The sequence below is a fragment of the Hydrogenophaga sp. ZJX-1 genome, from assembly GCF_048590325.1.
GTDB lineage: Bacteria > Pseudomonadota > Gammaproteobacteria > Burkholderiales > Burkholderiaceae_C > Hydrogenophaga.
This window is the reverse complement of record NZ_JBMBRA010000002.1, coordinates 400,235-420,693: the sequence shown is the minus strand read 5'-3', so window position 1 is coordinate 420,693 and position 20,459 is coordinate 400,235. Positions and strand designations below refer to the sequence as shown.

At 66.9% G+C, this 20,459-nt stretch carries 19 protein-coding genes; 3 read left to right on the top strand and 16 right to left on the bottom strand.

Going from position 1 to position 20,459, the window contains the following annotated elements; translation table 11 throughout:
• Nucleotides 1-21 precede the first annotated feature (21 nt).
• From ACN5W5_RS06700 to ACN5W5_RS06685, 4 genes are all read right to left on the bottom strand, one after another.
• Entirely contained in the window at nucleotides 22-1,224 is a 1,203-nt protein-coding gene (locus ACN5W5_RS06700; protein WP_420047774.1) for an acyl-CoA dehydrogenase family protein, read from the bottom strand.
• A gap of 1 nt (nucleotide 1,225) precedes the next feature.
• Nucleotides 1,226-2,080 carry an enoyl-CoA hydratase family protein gene (locus ACN5W5_RS06695; protein WP_420047773.1) on the bottom strand — a complete coding sequence of 285 codons (855 nt, stop codon included), beginning with the start codon at nucleotides 2,078-2,080 and terminating at the stop codon, nucleotides 1,226-1,228.
• 115 nt (nucleotides 2,081-2,195) lie between these two features.
• Nucleotides 2,196-2,687, bottom strand: coding sequence for a MarR family winged helix-turn-helix transcriptional regulator (locus tag ACN5W5_RS06690; protein ID WP_420047772.1), 492 nt, complete (start codon nucleotides 2,685-2,687; stop codon nucleotides 2,196-2,198).
• 68 nt (nucleotides 2,688-2,755) lie between these two features.
• Nucleotides 2,756-5,209 carry a bifunctional salicylyl-CoA 5-hydroxylase/oxidoreductase gene (locus ACN5W5_RS06685; RefSeq protein ID WP_420047771.1) on the bottom strand — a complete coding sequence of 818 codons (2,454 nt, stop codon included), beginning with the start codon at nucleotides 5,207-5,209 and terminating at the stop codon, nucleotides 2,756-2,758.
• Between the two features lie 123 nt (nucleotides 5,210-5,332).
• Here ACN5W5_RS06685 and ACN5W5_RS06680 point away from each other — a divergent pair, with 123 nt between their 5' ends.
• Nucleotides 5,333-5,659 (top strand): DUF1840 domain-containing protein, encoded by a 327-nt coding sequence (locus tag ACN5W5_RS06680; protein ID WP_177137305.1) that lies wholly within the window; start codon nucleotides 5,333-5,335, stop codon nucleotides 5,657-5,659.
• An 86-nt stretch (nucleotides 5,660-5,745) separates the two neighbouring features.
• Here the strand turns inward: ACN5W5_RS06680 and ACN5W5_RS06675 are convergent, their stop codons facing one another.
• The 7 genes from ACN5W5_RS06675 to ACN5W5_RS06645 form a co-directional block, all read right to left on the bottom strand.
• Nucleotides 5,746-6,765, bottom strand: coding sequence for a Bug family tripartite tricarboxylate transporter substrate binding protein (locus ACN5W5_RS06675; RefSeq protein ID WP_420047770.1), 1,020 nt, complete (start codon nucleotides 6,763-6,765; stop codon nucleotides 5,746-5,748).
• Nucleotides 6,714-7,133: a hypothetical protein gene (locus ACN5W5_RS06670; RefSeq protein ID WP_420047769.1), complete on the bottom strand. Its 420-nt coding sequence runs from the start codon at nucleotides 7,131-7,133 to the stop codon at nucleotides 6,714-6,716. Before ACN5W5_RS06670 ends, ACN5W5_RS06675 begins: the two co-directional genes overlap by 52 nt.
• A 125-nt stretch (nucleotides 7,134-7,258) precedes the next feature.
• A complete protein-coding gene (locus ACN5W5_RS06665) occupies nucleotides 7,259-8,242 on the bottom strand; it encodes a tripartite tricarboxylate transporter substrate-binding protein (protein ID WP_420047768.1) in 984 nt (327 codons plus the stop codon).
• A 189-nt stretch (nucleotides 8,243-8,431) separates the two neighbouring features.
• A complete protein-coding gene (locus ACN5W5_RS06660; RefSeq protein WP_420047767.1) occupies nucleotides 8,432-9,715 on the bottom strand; it encodes a TRAP transporter large permease in 1,284 nt (427 codons plus the stop codon).
• Nucleotides 9,712-10,242: a TRAP transporter small permease gene (locus ACN5W5_RS06655; protein ID WP_420047766.1), complete on the bottom strand. Its 531-nt coding sequence runs from the start codon at nucleotides 10,240-10,242 to the stop codon at nucleotides 9,712-9,714. Before ACN5W5_RS06655 ends, ACN5W5_RS06660 begins: the two co-directional genes overlap by 4 nt.
• Nucleotides 10,243-10,306: 64 nt before the next feature.
• On the bottom strand, nucleotides 10,307-11,284 hold the full coding sequence (locus tag ACN5W5_RS06650; protein ID WP_420047765.1) for a TRAP transporter substrate-binding protein: 978 nt from the start codon (nucleotides 11,282-11,284) through the stop codon (nucleotides 10,307-10,309).
• Nucleotides 11,285-11,425: 141 nt separating this feature from the next.
• Nucleotides 11,426-12,454: a DctP family TRAP transporter solute-binding subunit gene (locus tag ACN5W5_RS06645; RefSeq protein WP_420047764.1), complete on the bottom strand. Its 1,029-nt coding sequence runs from the start codon at nucleotides 12,452-12,454 to the stop codon at nucleotides 11,426-11,428.
• A 37-nt stretch (nucleotides 12,455-12,491) separates the two neighbouring features.
• On the opposite strand from ACN5W5_RS06645, the gene ACN5W5_RS06640 reads away from it, so the two are divergent.
• On the top strand, nucleotides 12,492-14,492 hold the full coding sequence (locus tag ACN5W5_RS06640; protein ID WP_420047763.1) for a sensor histidine kinase: 2,001 nt from the start codon (nucleotides 12,492-12,494) through the stop codon (nucleotides 14,490-14,492).
• Nucleotides 14,489-15,109, top strand: coding sequence for a response regulator transcription factor (locus tag ACN5W5_RS06635; RefSeq protein ID WP_420047762.1), 621 nt, complete (start codon nucleotides 14,489-14,491; stop codon nucleotides 15,107-15,109). The genes ACN5W5_RS06640 and ACN5W5_RS06635 overlap by 4 nt, the downstream gene beginning before the upstream one ends.
• Nucleotides 15,110-15,270: 161 nt before the next feature.
• Here ACN5W5_RS06635 and ACN5W5_RS06630 read toward each other — a convergent pair whose 3' ends face one another.
• The 5 genes from ACN5W5_RS06630 to ACN5W5_RS06610 form a co-directional block, all read right to left on the bottom strand.
• Nucleotides 15,271-16,563, bottom strand: coding sequence for a hypothetical protein (locus tag ACN5W5_RS06630; RefSeq protein ID WP_420047761.1), 1,293 nt, complete (start codon nucleotides 16,561-16,563; stop codon nucleotides 15,271-15,273).
• 74 nt (nucleotides 16,564-16,637) lie between these two features.
• Entirely contained in the window at nucleotides 16,638-17,696 is a 1,059-nt protein-coding gene (locus tag ACN5W5_RS06625) for a S8 family serine peptidase (protein ID WP_420047760.1), read from the bottom strand.
• A 421-nt stretch (nucleotides 17,697-18,117) separates the two neighbouring features.
• Nucleotides 18,118-18,705: a hypothetical protein gene (locus tag ACN5W5_RS06620; protein ID WP_420047759.1), complete on the bottom strand. Its 588-nt coding sequence runs from the start codon at nucleotides 18,703-18,705 to the stop codon at nucleotides 18,118-18,120.
• The gene (locus ACN5W5_RS06615) at nucleotides 18,702-19,235 is read right to left on the bottom strand and encodes an RNA polymerase sigma factor (RefSeq protein WP_420047758.1); all 534 of its coding nucleotides are present in this window, start codon (nucleotides 19,233-19,235) and stop codon (nucleotides 18,702-18,704) included. Before ACN5W5_RS06615 ends, ACN5W5_RS06620 begins: the two co-directional genes overlap by 4 nt.
• Nucleotides 19,232-20,452 (bottom strand): hypothetical protein, encoded by a 1,221-nt coding sequence (locus tag ACN5W5_RS06610; protein WP_420047757.1) that lies wholly within the window; start codon nucleotides 20,450-20,452, stop codon nucleotides 19,232-19,234. The genes ACN5W5_RS06615 and ACN5W5_RS06610 overlap by 4 nt, the downstream gene beginning before the upstream one ends.
• Nucleotides 20,453-20,459 lie beyond the last annotated feature (7 nt).

The following is a 20,459-nucleotide window of genomic DNA, read 5'->3' as shown; positions in this document are numbered from 1 at the left end:
GAGACGCGCGGCGGGGGTGTTTCATTTCAATGCGTTCTTGCCAAGGATGAGCAACTGCACCTCGCTCGCACCTTCGTAAATGCGCAGCGAACGGATGTCGCGGTAGAGGTGCTCGATGGTCTGACCCACCTGTACGCCGCGCCCGCCAAACATCTGCAAAGCCATGTCGATGACGCGCTGGGCGTTCTCGGTGGCGGTGAGCTTGGCGCTAGCCGCTGCCGCGGTGTAGGCCGGGGTTCCAGCACCCTGTGTGGCGCTGCAGTCGCGTTGCCAGGCCGCCCGGTAGGTCAACAGGGCGGCGGCGTCGATGAGCGCGCTCATCTCGCCGAGCTTCGCCTGCGTGAGCTGGAAGTCCCCCAGGGTCTGGCCGAACATCTTGCGCGTCTTGGCGTGGGTCACGGCTTCGGCAAACGCGCGACGCGCCATGCCCAGTGCGGCCGCTGCCACCGAGGCGCGGAAGATGTCGAGCGTCCGCATGGCGAGCTTGAAGCCGCCGTTGACGGGGCCCACCAATGCATCTGCACCGATTTGGCAGTCTGTGAAAGTGAGTGTGGCCAGCGGGTGCGGTGCCATCACCTGGATGTGCGCGCTGCTGTCCAGGCCCGGTGTGCCGGCGTCCACGATGAAGGCGCTGATGCCGCGCGCACCTGCGCCGGGGTCGGTCTTGGCAAACACCACATAGAAGTCGGCCAGATCGCCGTTGCTGATCCAGGTTTTGCTGCCGTTGAGTGTCCAGCCGCTGTCGGTCTGCACCGCCTGCGTGGCCATGGCAGCCACATCGGAGCCGGCTTCCGGCTCGCTGAGCGCGAACGCAGCGATCTTCTCGCCCGTGGCCACCGCGCTCAGGTAACGGGCCTGCTGCGCTGGCGTGCCGGCGAGCGTGATGGCGCCGCTGCCCAGTCCCTGCATGGCGAAGGCGAAGTCGGCCAGGGGGGAGTGGTAGGCCAGGGTCTCGCGCAGGATCACCAGCGCGCGCGAATCCAGCGTGGGCAGCGCGCCGCCGTGGGCCTCGGGCACGCAGTAGCGCAGCCAGCCGGCCGCGCCCAGGCGCTGCACCCACTCTTTGCAGGCGGCGCGGTCGTCGGACTCGTCCACCTTCTGTTCACGCGTCCAGGCCACGAGGCCGTTGGCCAGTGCGCGGTGCGCGTCGTCGAAGAAAGGCAGTTCGAGGTGCGCGGTCGGCGCCAGCGCGCCGTGCGGGTGGGGGTGTTCGAAGGCGACCATCTCAGTCGCCCTCAAAAACGGGGCGCTGCTTGGCTGCAAACGCCTCGTACGCGCGCCGGAAGTCCTGTGTCTGCATGCAGATGGCCTGGGCCTGGGCTTCGGCTTCGATGGCCTGGTCCAGCGTCATGGCCCACTCCTGGTGCAGCATGGTCTTGGTCATGCCGTGGGCGAAGGTGGGGCCCTGGGCGAGCTGGGCCGCGAGCTTGTGGGCGGCGGGCAACAGCGCCGCGCTGTCGTGCAGCGCGTTGAAGAAGCCCCAGGCGTGGCCCTCGTCCGCGGTCATGGCGCGACCGGTGAACAGCAGTTCGCTCGCGCGACCCTGGCCGATCATGCGCGGCAGCAGGGCGCAGGCGCCCATGTCGGCACCGGCCAGACCGACGCGGGTGAACAGGAAGGCCACGGTGGCGGAGGGCGTGCCCAGGCGCAGGTCCGAGGCCAGGGCCATCATGGCGCCGGCCCCCGCGCACACGCCGTCCAGCGCGGCCACGATGGGCTGCGGGCAGGCGCGCATGGCGCTCACCAGCGCGCCCGTCATGCGGGTGAAGGCCAGCAGCTCGGGCATGCTCATCTTGGTGAGCGGACCGATGATCTCGTGCACGTCGCCGCCCGAGCAGAAGTTGTCGCCCGCACCGGTGAGCACCACGGCCTTGATGTCGGTAGCGCGTTGCAGGGCCAGGAACCAGTCGCGCAGCTCGGCGTAGGAGTCAAACGTCAGCGGGTTCTTGCGCTCGGGGCGGTTGAGCGTGACGGTGGCCACGCCCTCGCTGACGCTGAGGGCAAAGTGCTGAGGCGTGGTGTCGGCCATCGCGCCGTATTGGCCACGCATGGGGTTGTGGTCTGGAATGGGGTGTTTCATTCTGCAAATGCCTTTCCGGCGTGGGTGTCTGCACGAGACACACCACGGAACTGGCTCGGCCAGGCCGTGGGTGTGGTCCCCCCTTGGGGGGAAGACGCGAAGCGGCGCAGGGGGGTCATTCGAATCCTTGGTTGATGTCGAGCTGGTGCTGTTTGACCTTGCCCAGCAGCTTGTGCAGGCTGTCGAGATCGCGGGCGCTCAGGCCTTCAAAGGCCGCCACGATCCACTGTTCGTGTTGCCGGGCCATGTCGACAAACTGCTCGCGGCCGTGGTCGGTCAGTCGAACGCGAAAGGCGCGCCGGTCGCCATCGACGCCCACGCGCTCCACCAGACCTTCGGCCACCAGCTGGTCGGTGATGCCGGTGACGTTGCCCCCCGTGACCATGAGCCGGTGCGAGAGCTCCTTCATCTTCAGGCCCTCGGGGTGGCGTTCCAGTTGGGCCATGAGGTCGAAGCGCGGCAGGGTGGTGTCGAAGTTTTCTCGCAGACCCGTGCGCACGCGTTTTTCGATCAGCTGCGAGCAGGTCAGCAGCCGCAGCCACAGACGCAGTTCGTGCGCGTGTTCGCTGTGGGCGCGGGCTTCGAGATCAAGGGTGTCGGTGAGCATTGAAATTCCTCCGCCCTAACGGGCTGCGGTGCGAGCTTGCTTGGGGCGGCCCTGCGCTGTGCTCATGGTCATGGGGCCTCGGCGGGGTCCGGTGTGGCGACGCTGCCTTGCAGGGCCTGCTGGCGCGCGACCTCGCGGTAGAGCTGGTCGCGCCCGCTTTCGTAGGGACGCGGCCATTCAATGGCGCGGGTCTGCAGTTTGGCCGCTTCGTGCAGCGTCCAGGCCGGGTCGGCCAGGTGGGCCCGGGCCACCGCGCAGAGGTCGGCGCGGCCGGCGCCGATGATGCTGTTGGCGTGGTCGGCCTCGGTGATGGCGCCCACGGCCATGGTCAGGATGCCGGCTTCGTTGCGCACGCGGTCGGCGAACGGTGTCTGGTACATGCGGCCATAGACCGGCTTGGCCGCGCGCGTGGTCTGGCCCGAGGACACGTCGATCACGTCGCAGCCGGCGGCCTTGAACAGGCGGGCCATTTCGACCGCGTCATCGGGCGTGTTGCCACCAGGCGCCCAGTCGTGCGCCGAGATGCGCACGCTCATGGGTTTGTCGGCCGGCCACACCGCGCGCACGGCGGCAAACACCTCCAGCGGGTAGCGGCAGCGGTTGGCCAGCGAGCCACCGTACTCGTCTGTGCGCTGGTTGGTGAGCGGGCAGATGAAGGCCGAGAGCAGGTAGCCGTGCGCGCAGTGCAGTTCGAGCCAGTCGAAACCCGCGGCGGCGGCGTACCGGGTGGACTCGACAAAGGCCGCCGTCATGGCGTCCATGTCGGCGCGGGTCATGGCGCGCGGCACCTGGTTCTGCTCGCCATAGGGCACGGCGCTGGCCGAGAGCAGCGGCCAGTTGCCGCTGCTCAGCGGTTCGTCGATCTGTTCCCAGCCGAGCTGGGTCGAACCCTTGGCACCGCTGTGACCGAGCTGGAGACCGATCTTGGCGCTGCTGCGGGTGTGCACGAAATCAACGATGCGTGCGAAGGCCGCCTGTTGTTCGTCGTTCCACAGGCCGGGGCAACCCGGGGTGATGCGGCCTTCGGGCGTGGGGCTGGTCATCTCCACCATCACCAGTCCCGCGCCGCCCATGGCGCGCGCGCCCAGGTGCACCAGGTGGTAGTCGCCCGCCACGCCGTCGGTGGCGCTGTACTGGGCCATGGGCGAGACGACGATGCGGTTCTTCAGCGTGAGGCCGCGCACGGTCAACGGCAGCAGCATGGGAGGGGTGGGGTGTCGTGCCACACGATCCGGCGCCGGGCCGCCCCTAGCCGGATCAGCCCCCTCGGGGGGCAGCGACCCGCGCAGCGGCGGAGCATGGGGGTAGCGAGCCTCCAGCCAGGCCTCGTAACCTTCCAGCCACTGCGGATCGCGCAGGCGAAGGTTTTCGTGGCTGATGCGCTGGCTGCGTGTGAGCAGCGAGTAGGCGAACTGCTGGATGTCCATGCCGGTGTAACGGTCCACGTTCTCAAACCACTCGGTGGAGTTGCGCGCCGCGTTCTGGATCTTCAGCACCTCCACGCTGCGGCGTGCCTCGTAGCCTTTCAGCACTTCCTCCATCGATTCGCTGCGCCCAGCCGCATCGCGGAATTCGTCGGCCAGGTCGATGGCGTCTTCCAGCGCGAGCTTGGTGCCGCTGCCGATGGAGAAGTGGGCCGTGTGGGCCGCGTCGCCCATGAGCACGATGGGCGTCTGTTTCCCCGCCACGTCCTGCCAGTGCACCCAGGTCTGGCAGATCACGCGGGGAAAGCGGATCCAGTTGGCGGAGCCGCGCAGGTGTTTGGCGTTGCTGATGAGGGGGTTGCCATCGAGGTATTTCGCGAACAGCTTTTCGCAGAAGGCCACACCGTCTTCCTGGCTCATGGCTTCGATGCCGTGGGCCTGCCACACGTCTTCGGGCGTCTCGACGATGAAGGTCGAAGTTTGATCATCAAACTTGTAGGCATGCGCCTGGAACCAGCCGTGTTCGGTCTGTTCGAATGCAAACGTGAAGGCGTCAAACGTCTTCTGGGTGCCGAGCCAGACGAAGCGGCATTTGCGCGTGTCGATGTCGGGCCGGTAAGTGGCTTCGTAGCGTGTGCGGATGCGGCTGTTGAGGCCGTCGCTGGCGATCACGAGGTCGGCGTTGTACTGCTGCGCGAGCGCCTGGTCGTCGGTCACGTCGGTTTCGAACACCAGATCCACACCCAGCGCCAGGCAACGTTCCTGCAGGATGTTGAGCAGGCGCTTGCGGCCGATGCCGATGAAGCCGTGGCCTGTGGAGCGCACGCTGCGGTCCTTGTAGAAGACTTCGATGTCGTCCCAGTGGTTGAAGGCGTCGGCCATCTGCTGTGCCGACTCCGGGTCGGCGCGCTTCAGGTTCTGCAGCGTCTGGTCGGAAAACACCACGCCCCAGCCGAAGGTGTCGAACGGCCGGTTGCGCTCGACCACGGTGACCTGCAGGTCCGGGTAGCGGCGTTTCATGAGCAGGCCGAAATAGAGGCCCGCCGGGCCGCCGCCGATGCACAGGATGCGCCGCAGCGCAGGAAGTGGGGTGTTCATACCTAATTAGTTTAGGCTTGAATTAAATTCATCCAATCGGGAAAACCCGCATGCTGTTGACCCAACCGGTGGCCCGGCTGGGCGGTTGGTGCAAGAATGAACCATCAACCCAAGGAGGCGACCATGTCCCTGTACCGCTTTAAATCACGTGAAACCGGCGATCTCGTCATGCTGCAACCGCATGGCAAACGCATCCTGGAAATTCTGGGCAAAGACCCCTCGGGCCCCGGCATCGTGCAGCCCGATCAGATGGCCGCGGCGGTCCGGGCGCTGCAGGACGCGATCGTGGCCGAAGAGGCCGAGCACAAGCGGTTGAAGGAAGAAGCCGCTGCGCAGGGTGAGGTACCACCGGAATTCGAGACGGTGAGCCTGCGCATGCGCAGCGCGCCGTTCATCGAGATGCTCAAGCGCTGCGAGCAGGCCAAGGTGGACATCGTCTGGGGCGTGTGAGGCTGGAGCCCCCTTGCGTCCCGCGCTGGGCAGCGTGGACCGGGGCTCCGCCGCTGCGCGGGTCGCTGCTCCCCAAAGGGGGCGGGTCAGTCCACCTTCGCGCCCGATGTTTTCACCACCGCGGCCCATTTGCCGATCTCGGCATCGATCTGGCGGGCAAACGCTTCAGGCGTGTCGCCGCCCGGGATGGCGCCGAGCGACAGCAGGCGTTCTTTCACGGCCGGTAGGCTGAGCGCCTTTGCCGTCTCATGCTGCAGGCGGTTGACGACCTCGGGGGGTGTGCCCGCGGGCGCGAGCAGGCCGAACCAGGAACTGGCTTCGAAACCCGGGAGGGTGCTGGCTTCGGCCACCGTGGGCAGCTCGGGCATGCTGTCCGAGCGCACCGCGCTGGTCACGGCGAAAGCCTTGAGGTTGCCCGACTTGATGTGGGGCATGGCCGAGGGCAGGTTGTCGAACATCACGTCCATCTGTCCTCCGAGCATGTCCTTCATGGCCGGGCCGGATCCCCGGTAGGGGATGTGGGTCATGAAGATCCCCGTGCGCGCCTTGAACAGTTCGCCAGCGAGGTGGATGGAGGTGCCGTTGCCGCTGGACGCCATGTTGAGCCGGCCCGGGTGGGCTTTGGCGTAGCGCACGAAATCCGGCACCGACTGGATGCCCAGTTCCTGCGCCCGTTTGGCGTTCATGACCATCACGTTGGGCACGCCGGCCACCAGGGTGATGGGGGCAAAGTCTTTTTGCGGATCGTAGGGCAGGCTGGTGTAGAGCGACTTGTTGATGCCGTGCGTGCCGACGGTGCCCATGAGCAAGGTGTATCCGTCATTGGCCGACTTGGCCACCATGTCCGCGCCGATGTTGCCACCCGCGCCACCCCGGTTGTCCACCACGAAGGGCTGCCCCAGGGCTTTGGTCAGTTCGGGTGCCAGCACGCGTGCGAGGATGTCGGTGGTCCCGCCCGGGGCAAAGGGCACCACGATGCGCACCGGCTTGGACGGCCACGCGCCCTGCGCGGTGGTCAGGCCCGGCAGCATCAGCGCGGTGGCGCCCAGGGCTATCAGCAGTCGGCGTCGGGCATGGTGGGTGGGTTGTCGGGGGTTGGCGCGCATGGGTGTCTCCTGGTTGTGGTCTGCAATTGCGGCCGCAGGGGCTGACCCGTCACGATGCCCAGCGCGCGTGCCGCTTCGTTGGCGTGGCTGACCACGCCGCAGGCCAGTGTAGAAGCGGCCTGTCCGATGCAGGCGCTCGTATGCGACACCGTGCAGGCGGCCAGCCCCTGGGCCTGCAAGAGCGCCAGACCGGCGACGCCCGCCGCGTCTTTGCCCACACCCGCGTCGTTGAACACCGACAGCAGCGGCCGCACGGCCAGCGCATAGCGGGCCGAACTCAGCCCCCCGTGCGAACCGCTCAAAGCAATGCAGCCCGCGTCGGCGGGCTGCAGTTCGGTGATGGAGTCCACCACCCTCATCGGGATCATGCCGCCACCTCGTCTCTCCGGTGCGCGTGCCCTGACCCAGTGGATGCCGTGGAACCGGCTCTGCCGGGCCACAGGCATCGTCCCCTCGAGGGGACGGCGCAGAGCGCCGCAGGGGTGATCAACGGTCAGTCGGCGAACTGGCCGGCGGCCTCGATGGCGGTCTTGAGCTTGGTGATCTCGCCGGCCACAAAGGCCTTGTGACCCGCCGGGGTCACGCGGGCGTCACTCACGACCATGGCACCCAGGTCCTGTTGCCGCTTGATGAACTCGGGATCTTTCAGGGCGGCCTGCAGCGCGTCGTTGAGCTTTTTGGTCACATCGGGCGGCGTACCCTTCGGGGCGTACATGGCGTGCCAGATGGTCAGGTTGAAGCCTTTGAGGCCCATGTCCTGCAGCGACGGGTAGTCCTTGAGCAGCTTGTGACCCGACAGTGGCTTGGCCGTGGTGACGGCGAAGGCCTTGACGCGACCGGCTTCGATCTGGCTCGTGGTGTTGGTGGTCTGGTCGCACATCACGTCGACCTGACCACCGATCAGATCGTTCATGGCGGGACCCGTGCCCCGGTAGGCAATGGTGGTCATGGACTTGTCCAGTTTCATCGCCGACTGCCACATCAGGCCGCACAGGTGCGAGGCAGATCCCAGACCCGCGTGGGCCAGGTTGAGCTTGCCGCCGTTGGCCTTGATGTAGTTCTCGAAATCGCGGTAGGTGGCGGCCGGCAGCTTGGGCGCGCCCAGCAGGGTCATGGGCACGTCGTTGATCATGCCGAGGTACTCGAAGTCTTCCAGCGGCTTGTAGGGTAACTTGCGGTACAGGCCGGCGGTGGCGGCCATGCCGATGTGCCAGACCAGCAGGGTGTGGCCATCGGGTGCGGCACGTGCCACCTTGGCCGCACCGATGGTGCCGCCGGCGCCGGCCGCGTTTTCAACCACCACCGTGGCGCCGCCCAGGGGCTTGCGCAGGGCTTCGGCGAGTTGGCGGGCGACCAGATCGGTCGGACCACCGGCGGCAAAAGGCACCACCAGGGTGATGGGTTTGCTCGGAAAGGATTGGGCAAATGCACCGCTGGCGACGGCAGCGGTCAAGGCAAAGGCCAGGATCTTGTTCATGCAAATGCTCCTTGGGGTTGGGTGGTGAAGCAGGATGGTAGCCCGCCGGTCAGGCGCAAAGATCGCGGGAAGTACGTAGTCGGCCCATGGGACAAACCCTTATGCCGGGCAGTCCGCGCAACGGCCATGAAAAAGCCCGGTACGGCGGGGCCGGTACCGGGCTGACCTGAGGCCGGTGGCCTCAGGAACTCAAGGGCCAAAGATGGCGTTGGGCAGGGCCAGGCTGATCGCGGGGATGTAGGTCACCATCACCAGGAACACCAGCAGCACGGCCAGCCACGGCAGCGCCGCGCGCGTCACCTGAACCAGGTTCATGCCGGTGACCCCGCTGGTCACGAACAGGTTCAGGCCCACCGGCGGTGTCACCATGCCGATCTCCATGTTCACCACCATGATCACGCCCAGGTGGATCGGGTCGATGCCGAGCTGGGTCGCGATCGGGAACAGGATGGGCGCCAGGATCAGGATGATGCCGGTGGGCTCCATGAAGTTGCCCGCGATGAGCAGGATGATGTTGACCACCAGCAGGAACATCCAGGGTGTCATGCCCACCGCCAGGATGTGCTCGGCGATGGTCTGCGGAATGCGCTCGGTGGTGAGCACGTGGGCAAACAGCAGCGCGTTGGCCACGATGAACATCAGCATCACGGTCGTCTTGGACGATTCGAGGAACACCTCGGGCAGGTCCTTGAAACCCAGGTCGCGGTAGATGAACACCGCGACGAACAGCGCGTAGACGGCCGACACCGCCGCGGCTTCGGTCGGGGTGAACACGCCGCCGTAGATGCCGCCCATGATGATCGCCAGCAAGGCCAGACCCCACAGGGATTCGCGCAAGGCCTTGAACACCTCGCCGAATGAGGCCTTGGGCGGTGGCGTGAGCTGCAGCTTGCCGGCGCGCCACCAGACGGCGATCATCAGCATCAGGCCCAGCACGATGCCCGGGATCACGCCGGCCATGAACAGCCGGCCGACCGAGACCTCGGTGACCGCGGCGTAGACAACCATCACGATCGACGGCGGGATCAGGATGCCCAGCGTGCCCGCGTTGCAGATCACACCGGCGGCGAACTCCTTCGTGTAGCCGTTCTTGACCATGCCCGCGATCACGATCGAGCCGATCGCCACCACCGTGGCCGGGCTGGAGCCCGACACGGCGGCGAACAGCATGCAGGCCAGGATGGAAGCGATGGCCAGACCGCCACGCAAGTGGCCGACGGCGGCAATGGCGAACTTCACCATGCGCCGTGCCACGCCGCCGGTGGACATCAGGTTGCCGGCCAGCACGAAGAACGGGATCGCCAGCAGGGTGTAGTGCTCGCTGGTTTCGAACAGCTTGATCGACATCGACGCCAGCGAATCCTGCGAGAAGAAGAAGATGGTCAGCAGGCTGGACAGGCCCAGACTGATGGCCACCGGCATGCCCAGGGCCATGAAGACGAACAGGCAGGCGAACAGGACGAGGGTGGTCATGCGTTTTCCTCTTCGGCTTTGAGTTTCATGGCGTCGGCGGCCTCGTCAGCCAGGTGCAGGCTGGTGGTCTTGCCGGTGATCAGGTTCCACAGGATCTGCAGGAAGCGGAACGCCACCAGCGCATAGCCGATCGGCATCACGATCAGCACCTGCCAGCGCTCGATCGGCATGTCTTCGAATTCGATGCCCACGTCCTTCATCTTGCCCACGTACTCGGTCGCGCCGGCGAGCACGAAGCCGACGTAGACCAGGCACAGCAGAACCACGAGGATGGAGGCGGCACGGCGCGGCCCATCGGGCAGCAGCTTGACGAGGGCGTCGACGCCGATGTGCGAGCCGACCCGCACGCCGTACGAGATGCCGATGAAGATCATGATCGCGAAGCACACCGTGGTGAGCTCCAGGTTCCATGAAAAGTTGGTGTTGAAGACGTAGCGGCGCACGACCTGCATGAACGCCAGCGAGGTCATGGCCAGCAGCATGAGGGACATGATCCACTCTTCGAGGTGGTCGATAATTTTTGACATGTGGGGTCCTTAAAAAACCCCGGACTCAGCCGGGGTTTCGGGGAAGGATGCCGGGGGCGTCAGATCACTTGTTGGCTTTTTGCGCGGCCTGGATCAGGTTGGCGCCGATGTCGCCTTCGAACTGCTTCCACACCGGCTGCATGGCGGTGCGCCAGGCCTTGAGGTGTTCAGCGCTCATGGGCAGCACTTTGGCCTTGTTGTCGGCGATGACCTTCTTGCGGAAGTTGGCGTCTTCCTCGTCGGCCACTTTGTTGCCGTAGGCGATCGACTCTTTCATGGCTTCGTTCAGGCCTTTGCGCACGTCGGCCGGCAGGCCATCCCACCACTTGGTGTTGGTGATGACCATGTAGTCGAGCACGCCGTGGTTGCTCTCCATGATGTAGCCCTGCACTTCATGGAACTTTTTGCTGTAGATGTTCGACCAGGGGTTCTCGGTGCCGTCGACCACGCCGGTCTGCAGCGCCTGGTACACCTCGGCGAAGGCCAGTTTCTGCGGGTTGCCACCCACAGCCTTGAACTGCGACTCCAGCACGTCAGACGCCTGGATGCGGAACTTCAGGCCCTTGGCGTCGGCGGGCATGCCCAGCGGCTTGCTGGCCGAGAGCTGCTTCATGCCGTTGTGCAGGTAGCCCAGGCCGGTGATGCCTTTCTTGGTCATGGAATTCAGCAGGGCCTGGCCATCGGCGCTGGCCTGGAAGCGGTTCACCGCGTCGAGGTCGGTGAACAGGAACGGCAGGTCAAAGATCTGCAGTTGCTTGGTGTACTTGCCGAACTTGGCGAGCGAAGGCGCAATGATCTGCACGTCGCCCAGCAGCAGGGCTTCCATTTCCTTGCCGTCGCCGAACAGCTGGCTGTTCGGGAAGACCTGGACTTCGACCTTGCCAGGCAGCTTCTTCTCGGCCAGTTCCTTGAACTTCAGGGCGGCCTGGCCCTTGGGCGTGACGTCGGCCACCACGTGGCTGTACTTGATGACGATGGGCGCAGCCTGGGCGGTCAGGCCCAGGGCGAACAAGGCGGATGCGACGGCGAACTTCAGTTTCATGCGGAATGTCTCCTGAGGGATTAAAAAGTCGGCAAGGCCGGAGCGAACAAGTCAAGGTTACGCAAGCCGACACGGCTCGCCAACTGTGGCGTTCAACAGCCGGGTTTACCCTTATCCGGCCCGGCGCCGGCCCCGGCGCACTCAGGCCCCGATGGCCCGGTGCAGCTCCCGGATCCGGTCCGGGCCGATGCGCTGACCGAGTTCGGCGTGCACCGGCTCCACCACCCGGGCGAGCTCGGCGCGCTGGCGCGCGGTGGGTTCGTGGATGGTGGTGCCGCCCCAGGCCCTGAGTGCGGTCAGGGCCTTTTCCTGCTGTGCACCGGCGATCCGGTTGCCGTAGGCAATGGCTTCACTCAATGCGGTCTGCAGCAGCGCCCGATCGGCTGGGCGCAGCCGCGACCAGAAGCGCTCGCTGGTGATCACCGCGTAGCCGAGGTAGCCGTGGCGGGTCAGCGACAGGTGGGGTTGCACCTCGTGCATGCCCTGCGTCCAGAAGTTGGACAGCGGGTTTTCGGTGCCCTGGACAATGCCTTTGGCCAGCGCTTCGCGCGTGGCGCTGAAGGGCAGGGGCACCGGTCGGGCGCCCAGCGCGCGCATCTGCGCCGCGATCACGCGCGAGCCCTGGACCCGCACCCGCAGACCCCGGAAATCCGCCACTTCGTGCAGAGGCCGGTCGGCGCTCATGTGCTTGAAGCCGTTGTCAAAATAGCCCAGACCCACCAGGCCCAGGCGATGCAGACCGGCCAGCAGCCGATGGCCATACGCGCCCTGGGTCACCCGGTGGACCGCGTCCAGGTGGTCGAACAGGAAGGGCAGGTCGAACACCTCGAATTCTGGAAAACCCACACGACCGAACTTGGACAGCGACGGGGCCAGCATGTCGATGGCGCCGGTGTGCAGGGCCTCCATCTCGTCGCGGTCCCCATAGAGCCGGGCGTCGGGGTACACCTCGACATCGATGCGGCCTTCGGTCCGCTGGAGCACCAGCGCCTGCAGGCGCTGCGCGACCAGGCCCTTGGGCGTGTCCTCCGAGACCACGTGCGAGAAGCGCACGCGCAGCGGACGCTGGCCGGTGAGGCCCGGGGCGTGCAGAGCCGCCGCCGCAACGCTTGCGCCCAGGCGCAGCAAGCGACGGCGTTCAGGGTTCGCGGGGGGAGCCGGGTGGGTCATGACGCCGCTATGCTAGCGGCTGCCCGACCGCTTCGCCATGCCGACCTCGACGCCACAGCGCCCTTTCGACTTCGATCTCCTGTACCGTCAGGCCGTCGATGGGCCGAGTCGTGTGCGCCGAGCCTCCCTGTGGCTCATGGGCCTGCTGGTGCTGTTGCTGACGGCGGTGGTCAGCCTGGTGATCTATCTGCAGCGTTTCGAGCTGGAAGAAGACCAGCGCCGCCAGGCCGCCGACGCGCAATGGGTCGAACAGGGCGCGCGTTTCCAGTTCCGGCGTCTGGAGGAAGACCTGCAGGGCCTGGCCCAGCGTGCACGCGCTGCGGGCGGCTCCGCGGTCGTGACCTCGGGCGATGCGGCGACCCTGGGCCAGCTGATGCGCGGAGAGGGCGTGGTGCTCGACCATGGCTGGTTGCCGCAGGCGGCACCTGCGACCGGATCGGCGATCGTCCAACGCCTGGGCGCCGACGCTGCCACGTCGGCGGAGGCTGCCGACGCGCTGGCCGTGATGCTGGATGTGGCGCGCGGATTGCGGCGGCCGGCGTATGCGGGTCCGCTGGCGGATGCCTCGGGGGTGGCACACCAGGTCTGGCTGGCGGTGCCCCAGTTCGATCAGGGGCGTTACGCAGGCAGTTACCTGGCGCGTCTGTCGCTGGAGCGGGCGCTGGAGGCCCTGGTGCCCGACTGGTTCCTGGCCGACCACACGGTGACCCTGGTGGACCAGAACCGACCCGGTGACGCCGAACAGGGTGATCCCGCTTTCCTGGAGCTGCCGGGCACCGATATCGCGCTGCTGGTGCGCAGCACGGTGTCGCAATCGCCCACGGTGCCCCGCACCTTCTTTGTGGTCGCCATGGTCTGCCTGCTGGGCATGCTCGCCAGCCTCTACGCGCTGCGGCGCGACTTTGCCAAGCGCTTGCGTGTCGAGCAGGCGCTGCAAGCCCAGGTGGTGCTGCGCTCGGCGATGGAGAACGCGGTCACGATCGGGTTGCGGGCCTGGGACACCGAGGGCCGCATCCTGTACGTCAACCGCTCGTTCTGCGAAATGGTGGGTTTCGAGGCCCATGAACTGACCGGGCGCAAGGCGCCGCTGCCCTATTGGCCGCAGTCGCAAATGGACGAACTGGAGATCATCCACCGCAGCATCATCGCGCAGGGCACCGAGCGACAGGGTGTGGAGGTGCAGTTCCAGCACCGCCAGGGGCACCTGGTGGACGTGCTGATCCACGAGGCACCCCTCAAGACCGCCGACGGCACGCCCATCGGCTGGATGAGCTCGGTGCTGGACATCAGCGAGCGCAAGCGCGCTGAACGGGTGGCGGCGCGACAGCAGGAGCGGCTGGAAGCCTCCGGGCGGCTGGTGGCCATGGGCGAAGTCGCCTCGACACTGGCGCACGAACTCAACCAGCCGCTGGGCGCTCTCAGCGGCTTTGCCTCGGGGCTGGTCAACCGGTTGAAGGCCGGACGCATCACGCCCGAAGAAACCCTGGGCGTGGCCGAGCGCATGGAGCAGTTGGCGGCCAAGGCGGGCCGCATCATCCAGCGTGTCAACGCTTTTGCACGTCGACGCGAAATGACGCGCCAGCGCATGGACCTCGTGCCGCTGGTGCGCCGGCTGGTGGAGCCCTTGCAACGCCAGCGCGAACTGACGCTGCGTTTGAACTTGCCTGACGCGCCGGTCTGGATCGACGGCGACGCCCTGCTGCTGGAGCACGCCTTGCTGAACCTGCTGAGCAACGCCGAGCACTGGGCGCGCGAACAGCGCGAACGGCACCCCTGGGTGGCGGTGGCGCTCCAGCGGCGCGACGGCGCCGCCGAACTCACGGTCAGCGACAGCGGCCCGGGCGTCCCGGCCGAACAGCGCGACCACGTCTTCAGCGCCTTCTACACCGCCAAGGACGACGGCATGGGCATGGGGCTGGCGATTTGCCGCTCGGTGGTCGAAGCCCACCATGGACAGATCGAGCTTGGGGCTGCACCGGATGGCGGAGGCGCCTGCTTCTCATTGAAAATCCCGTTGTCTGCCACCGAGCTTTCATGAACACCGCCGAACCTGCCATCCACGTTGTTGACGACGAACCGGACTTTCGGGATGCACTGGCCTGGCTGTTTGATTCGCGCGGGCACGCGGTGCGCACCTGGGCGTCGGGTCAGGCGTTCGTGGACATGGCGCGCGGCATGCAACCCCACTGGACGCCCGCCGTGGTGTTGCTCGACATCCGCATGGAGCCGCTGTCGGGCCTGGCCACGTTCGAAATGCTGGTGCAGATGGCGTGTCCGTGGCCGGTGCTGTTCCTCACCGGGCACGGCGACGTGAGCATGGCGGTGCAGGCGGTCAAGAAGGGTGCCTGGGATTTTCTGGAAAAACCGTTCCAGGACAACGAACTGGTGGACAAGGTCGAGGCCGCGCTGGCCAAGGTGCAGAGCGACGATTCGCGCCTGGAGCAGCGCCTGCGCCAGGCCGTGGCCAGCCTGAGCCAGCGCGAGCGCGAGGTGCTCGACGAACTGCTGCAGGGCCACTACAACAAAAACATCGCTGACCACCTCGGCATCACCCAGCGCACCGTGGAATTCCACCGTGCCAACATTTTCGAGAAGATGGGCGTGGCCTCGGCGGTCGAGCTGGCCCGTCACATGGGGCGCTTCAGACTGACCTAGGAGTCTGCGCGGCAGAAGGAGCATCGGCTGCAACGCGCGACAAACCGGTCTCCTGCGGTACTACCTCCTGCGCCCAGGGGGCCACCCTGGGCTTGTCGGTAGCACCACACGATCCTCGGTTTTCGCGCGTTTCGCTTCGATGCCTTCTGCCGCGCAGACTCCTAGCGGGACGGGGTTGAACGGGCTGGAGGCGTTGGCGCCACGGGCGCGGCCGCCAACGGCAACGACGGATCAAGGGGTCGTGGCTGCGGTGGCTGGGCCTGCACAGCGCGGGGCGGTGGTGGGAGCGGGGTCACCGGCGCGGCCTGCCGTGCCCGGGGTGGCTTGGGCGGCTGCACGGGAGGTGCCTGGATGGCGCGTGGGGGGGGCGGCGGCGGAACCATGGTCTTCACCGGCCGTGTCATGGGTGGCGGGGAGCCCTGAGGTTGGCCAAACACCGACCCCCCGGCCACCGGGGCCTGGACGCACTGCACCTTGAAGTGGTCATACGCCTTGTTTTGACCGGGTTGCTCGATCACCAATGAGGCAACGCCGACGGGGTACCCGGAGACAGCGGTGAACTCCACAATCGGCGTCTTCTTCGTGCCTGGGCCCTCGAACACCAGCTTGCCCGTGCGCTTTTGAGCGGGCGTGCCCGCGTTGGACGGGAAGTTGATCTCGTAATCCACCTCACCGGCGGCATCAGCCTGGATTTCGGCTTGAAACGGCATCGAAGCCGGGCATTGACCGACCATGTTGGGCGACAGTGCCTTCAGTCGGGAGGCCACCACTTCGAGGTGCTTGTTGAAGCTGTTGGCCGGCGACAGTGGCGGCGGCTCCTTGAGTTTCACGTCATCGACGTCGCCCACCGAACCGGCCTTGCACACCACCGTCAACTGGTGCGCCATGGTCTTGGTTTTCCATTCGGCTTTCTCAGGATTCGTCCACCGTCCACACTGCGCAACGCCCGACAGCGTCACCGCTTTTGAGATGGTCTTGTCCTGCGCAAGCACCTGCTGCAGCGTGGCGCCTTGGCCGAGGCGCTGGTTCACCCAAGCCTGGCAGATGGCAGCAGGGTCCAGATCGCCTTTCGCGCTGGCCACGGGCACCTTGAGCACGGTTTCTGTCCAATCAATCTCCTTGTTGTCGCCATTGGGCACCGCGGTATAGGGCGCATTGGGGGTACGTGACAGACCGTTGGCATAGGCATTCCCGAAGGTGACGCGGGTGTCCATAAGAGAATGCGCTTTGGCAAAGTCCTTGCTGCAGCCGGCCTTCATTTCCAGGTGGTAGACGAGTTCGGGCGTGACGATCTCGGTGTGCTTGCCATTGACAGGCCGCACGATCACCCGGCCATCGTTCACATGAATGCCATCGGCATTGCGCACATCGAGGTATTTCACCTCGGCCAATGCGGTGCTGCTCGCACCGATCAGGGTCAGCCCGAGGGCAAGGGGGGTAAGGCATCGGTTCATGGGTTTCTCTCTCCAGGTTCTGTGGGTTGATGCCTGGTGAGTCGATGCGTCAGCGATTTCGGTTCAAACTTTTTTTACCGATGGGTGTGGCAAGGGTGCTCGGCCTGCAACAACCCCCAGCCATAGACCGGGTCGCGGCCTGGAATGCCCAGATCGCGGGCCCCGCGCTGCAGCGCCCGCGGATCGGCGCCAGCGGCCAGCGCCGCACTGACGAATGGGGCCGCATAGGAGCTGCCGCTGCGGTAGACGACGCCGCCATCGTCGGCCGCCACCGGCACATCCACACCGGGCGCCGCCAGCGCAATCGCGTCACCGCGGGGGGCGTGCGGATCGATGCGGCTGGCCAGGTCAACCGAGGTGACCGCCAGAACCGCCGGATGAGAGGCGGGGAACACCACGGCGCTGTCGGGCCCGCCATTGCCGGCGGCCGCCACCAGGACAACGCCCCTGGCACGGGCCCGTTCAAGAACCTCCCCCAACCATCGATTGGCCGGGCCTCCGAGGCTCAGGTTGATCACCCCCACCCGCGCACCCACCAGCCGGTCCACCGCCTGGATCAGCCACTCGGCGGTGGTGTCCACCAGGTCCCCCCGGGCTCGCATCACCACCAGGGCGATGAGCTGCGCGCCGGGCAGGAGCCCCGGGGTGTCCCGCTGCCCCACCAGTACCGAGGCCACCCCCGTGCCGTGCCGCATCGACGCCGGCGGCACGCCCTGTGGCAAAAGGCTCGCCGCTTCGATGCGCGAGCCCAGCAGCAGCGGGTGTTGCAAGAAGATGGGGCCATCGATGAGGCCGATGCGCAATCCTTGTCCACAACCGCTGGCGGCGGGCGCCGGTGGCCACCCCACCATGTCGCGGCTGCGCCTGGCGGGGCTGTCCTGGTCGTCCAGCGGCTGGTAGCGGTGGTTGGCCTCGCCGCCTGCGGCCAGCGTGCGCCAGCGCTGAAAACGCTCATCGTCGGGCGCCCGGTATGTCGAGAGCACCCCCCCGACCGCACCCAGCACCCGCCGCCGCAGCAGCCGCAATCCATCGGCCTGCAGCAGCGCCTGCTGTTGCTGGGCCAGCGCCAAGGTCTCGTGGAAGAAGAGCAGCTCGCCCGGTTCGATGTCCTCCGCTGCCGAGGCCGTGACCACGGGCAAAGCCGGGGCGGGCAAAGCAGGCCGCGGAGGTGGCGAGACGGACGGGGGGCGGCGGGCGTCATCGGCCTGTGCCGGAGGTGGTGACCGAGCGGGCTCGGCGTCGCGGTGCGAAGGGCCGGGCGGGCGGCGCGTGCCTGCGGGGGCCGGGTTGTTGACTTCGTTGGCGGGGGTGGGGGCCGACGGATGGCGCACCACATTGGGCACAGCGGCAGGTGGGCCGCCAGGCGCGCCCGTGGGGTCGGGCAGCGTCTGGGTGGGCGCGCCTGTGGGGTCGCGCGGGATGGTTTCTGACCTGGGCGGCGGTTCGGGTTGCGGACCCGCCTCCCTCAGGGGTTGGCGCTCCGACTGCGCATGCGCCCCTGAGCCACACAGGCATGCCAGCAACAGCCACGGCAGCAAACACCTCATGGGGTCATCACTCCAGCGCCGCACTGTCGACCAGCCCGGGCGCCTGCTTCAGCGCCGCCAGGGCGGCTTCGGCCTGGGCCCGCGGCACCACCACGCGGTAGATGCCGGCAGCGCCTGGGCCGCTGACCACCTCGGCATTGATGCGCATGAGCAGTGCCTGCCACTCGCCCAGGCTGGCTTGCGCATGCGGGCGAACCTGCAGCAGCACCCCGTCCACCGCCGCCTCTTGCGTTGTTCGACCCAAAGGCGCGTAGCCGCCCTCGGTTTGCCATGGGGCCCACATCCACACCGTCTGCACAGCAAACAGCAACGAAGCGGCGATGGCCACCGGGCGCCACCAGGCCTGGTTGGCCGCCGGCCGGCTCGTCACGGGTTCGGCCTCGATCTGGTCACGCAACCGGCGCCAGCCCATCTCGCCTGGGCTGGAAACCGGGTCGTCACGCACGGCAACCCGCAACCGCTCGAGGAACTCGCGCTCGGCGCGCAACCCGGCGTGGGATTCCAGTGCTTCGGTCAGCGGTTTCCGGTCGGCCAAGGGCATCGTGCCATTGACCAGCCAGGGCAGATCCTCTTCGAGGCGTTTGCGGTCGTTCATCGGCTCAGGCATTTCTTGATCGCCTCCTTGGCGTGGTAAACGCGGGACTTCACCGTCCCTATGGGGCGCTGGACCAGCGCAGCAATCGCTTCGTAACCCATGTCTTCAAAGAAAGCGAGGTGCATGATCTCGCGCTGGCCAGAGGGCAACTTGCCCATGCATTCGCGCAAACGGTGCGCCTCCTGTGCGTCAGCCATTGTCTGCTCGGCACGCGGGGTTTCGTCTTCGGCTTCCTCGTCAAGCGGCTCGCTGCCATGGCGCTGGCGCGCGCGCAGGCGGTCCAGCGACTTGAAGCGCGCGATCCCCAGCAACCAGGTGGTGACCGTCGAGCGCCCTTCGAAGCGACCGGCCTGGCGCCACACCTCAAGCATCACGTCATTGAGCACTTCCGCTGCGTCGAAGCGGTCGCCGGTTTGGGCCAGCGCAAAGCGGAACACGCTGCGTTCATGCTGGCGGTAGAAGCGCTCCATGGCGGCCATGCTTCCTTTTGCAATGTCGCCCAGCAAGGGGTCATAGACAGCCGCACTCATGGCATCCACACCTGGCGCAACAGACTCTGACCGATCACCTGCCCTTGCCCGTCAATGGCCACCACGCGCCAACGGTAGCGGCTGGCCGGTTGCAAGCGGCTGCGGATGAGCGTCGACAAGGTCCACCCCGCCTCGCTGACCGGCACCAAGGCGGCAGCCTCCCGCTCGGGCGGCACCGGGGCTCCGCCCTCTGGCGGGTATTGCAGCAATTCAATGAGGTAGGCGCTCGCGCCAGGCATGTCCACCCATTCAAATCGGGTGGTGGGCGTCAGCGTGGCGCCTTCGGCAGGCTGCAGCAACGCCAGTTGTTGTCGCACGAGCGGACCGAGCACCTGGTACAGCAAGGGTTCCGGTTGCGTGGTGAACGCGGGCTCACGTATCGCCAGGCGAACCAGCGTGCGCCCGGTGCTCTGTGTGGGCAGCGGTGGGCTCTCCAGCGTCATCGGCATGCCCCCGCTCACGTATTGCCGGAACGATTTGAGTGGGCGGTAGAGCGGCTCGCCCTGCCGTCCCGAGCCGTCGGCAATCTCCCATCGGGCGTCCAGCCAGCCAGCCCCATCGAGCCGAACTGTCGCCACCGCCCGCAAGGGTTCACCCTGAGGCACCTGGGTGACGCGGCTGGCATTGTCGAAGTGCATGTCGATGTGCGCGACCAGCAGGCCACTGCCGGGCGAGGTGCTCAACGAGAGCCGCGTCGATGCAGCCACCGCAACCCCGGGGTTGGAGCTGTCGGTGAAAGAGCGCTCGACAATCACGCCAGCGCTGCCCAACCGGTAGGCCCGGTAGGCCACGGACGCCGGCAGCCTGAGCGGCTCCGAGAAGACCAACGTTCCGCCCGCCACCACCGAACGAGCAAGGCGGCTGCTCTGGGTGTCGATGACCGTGCCCGAAAGGGTCTTCACCAGCAGCTGGGAGGAAGAGACGGTCACCGGCTTGGCAGGGACAGACGCGGGCGTGTAGTCAACGCGCCAGGTCAGCGAGCCACGGGCGCCTTGCCCCATCAACAGCGCCTGGGAGCTGCTGCTGACCTGAACCACCAGCGGAACCCGCCGCACGACGGGCGGATTGACCACACGCACGGGCGGGGTCGTGACCGGGGGCATCGCCACCGGCGGTGTCCCTGGCGAAGGTGGGGTTCCCGGCGGGGGAGCCGTTTGCGCCCAGCCCGACACGTGCAGCGCAGCGGTAGCACAAACCATCAGAATCCAGCGTTTCATGTTCAGC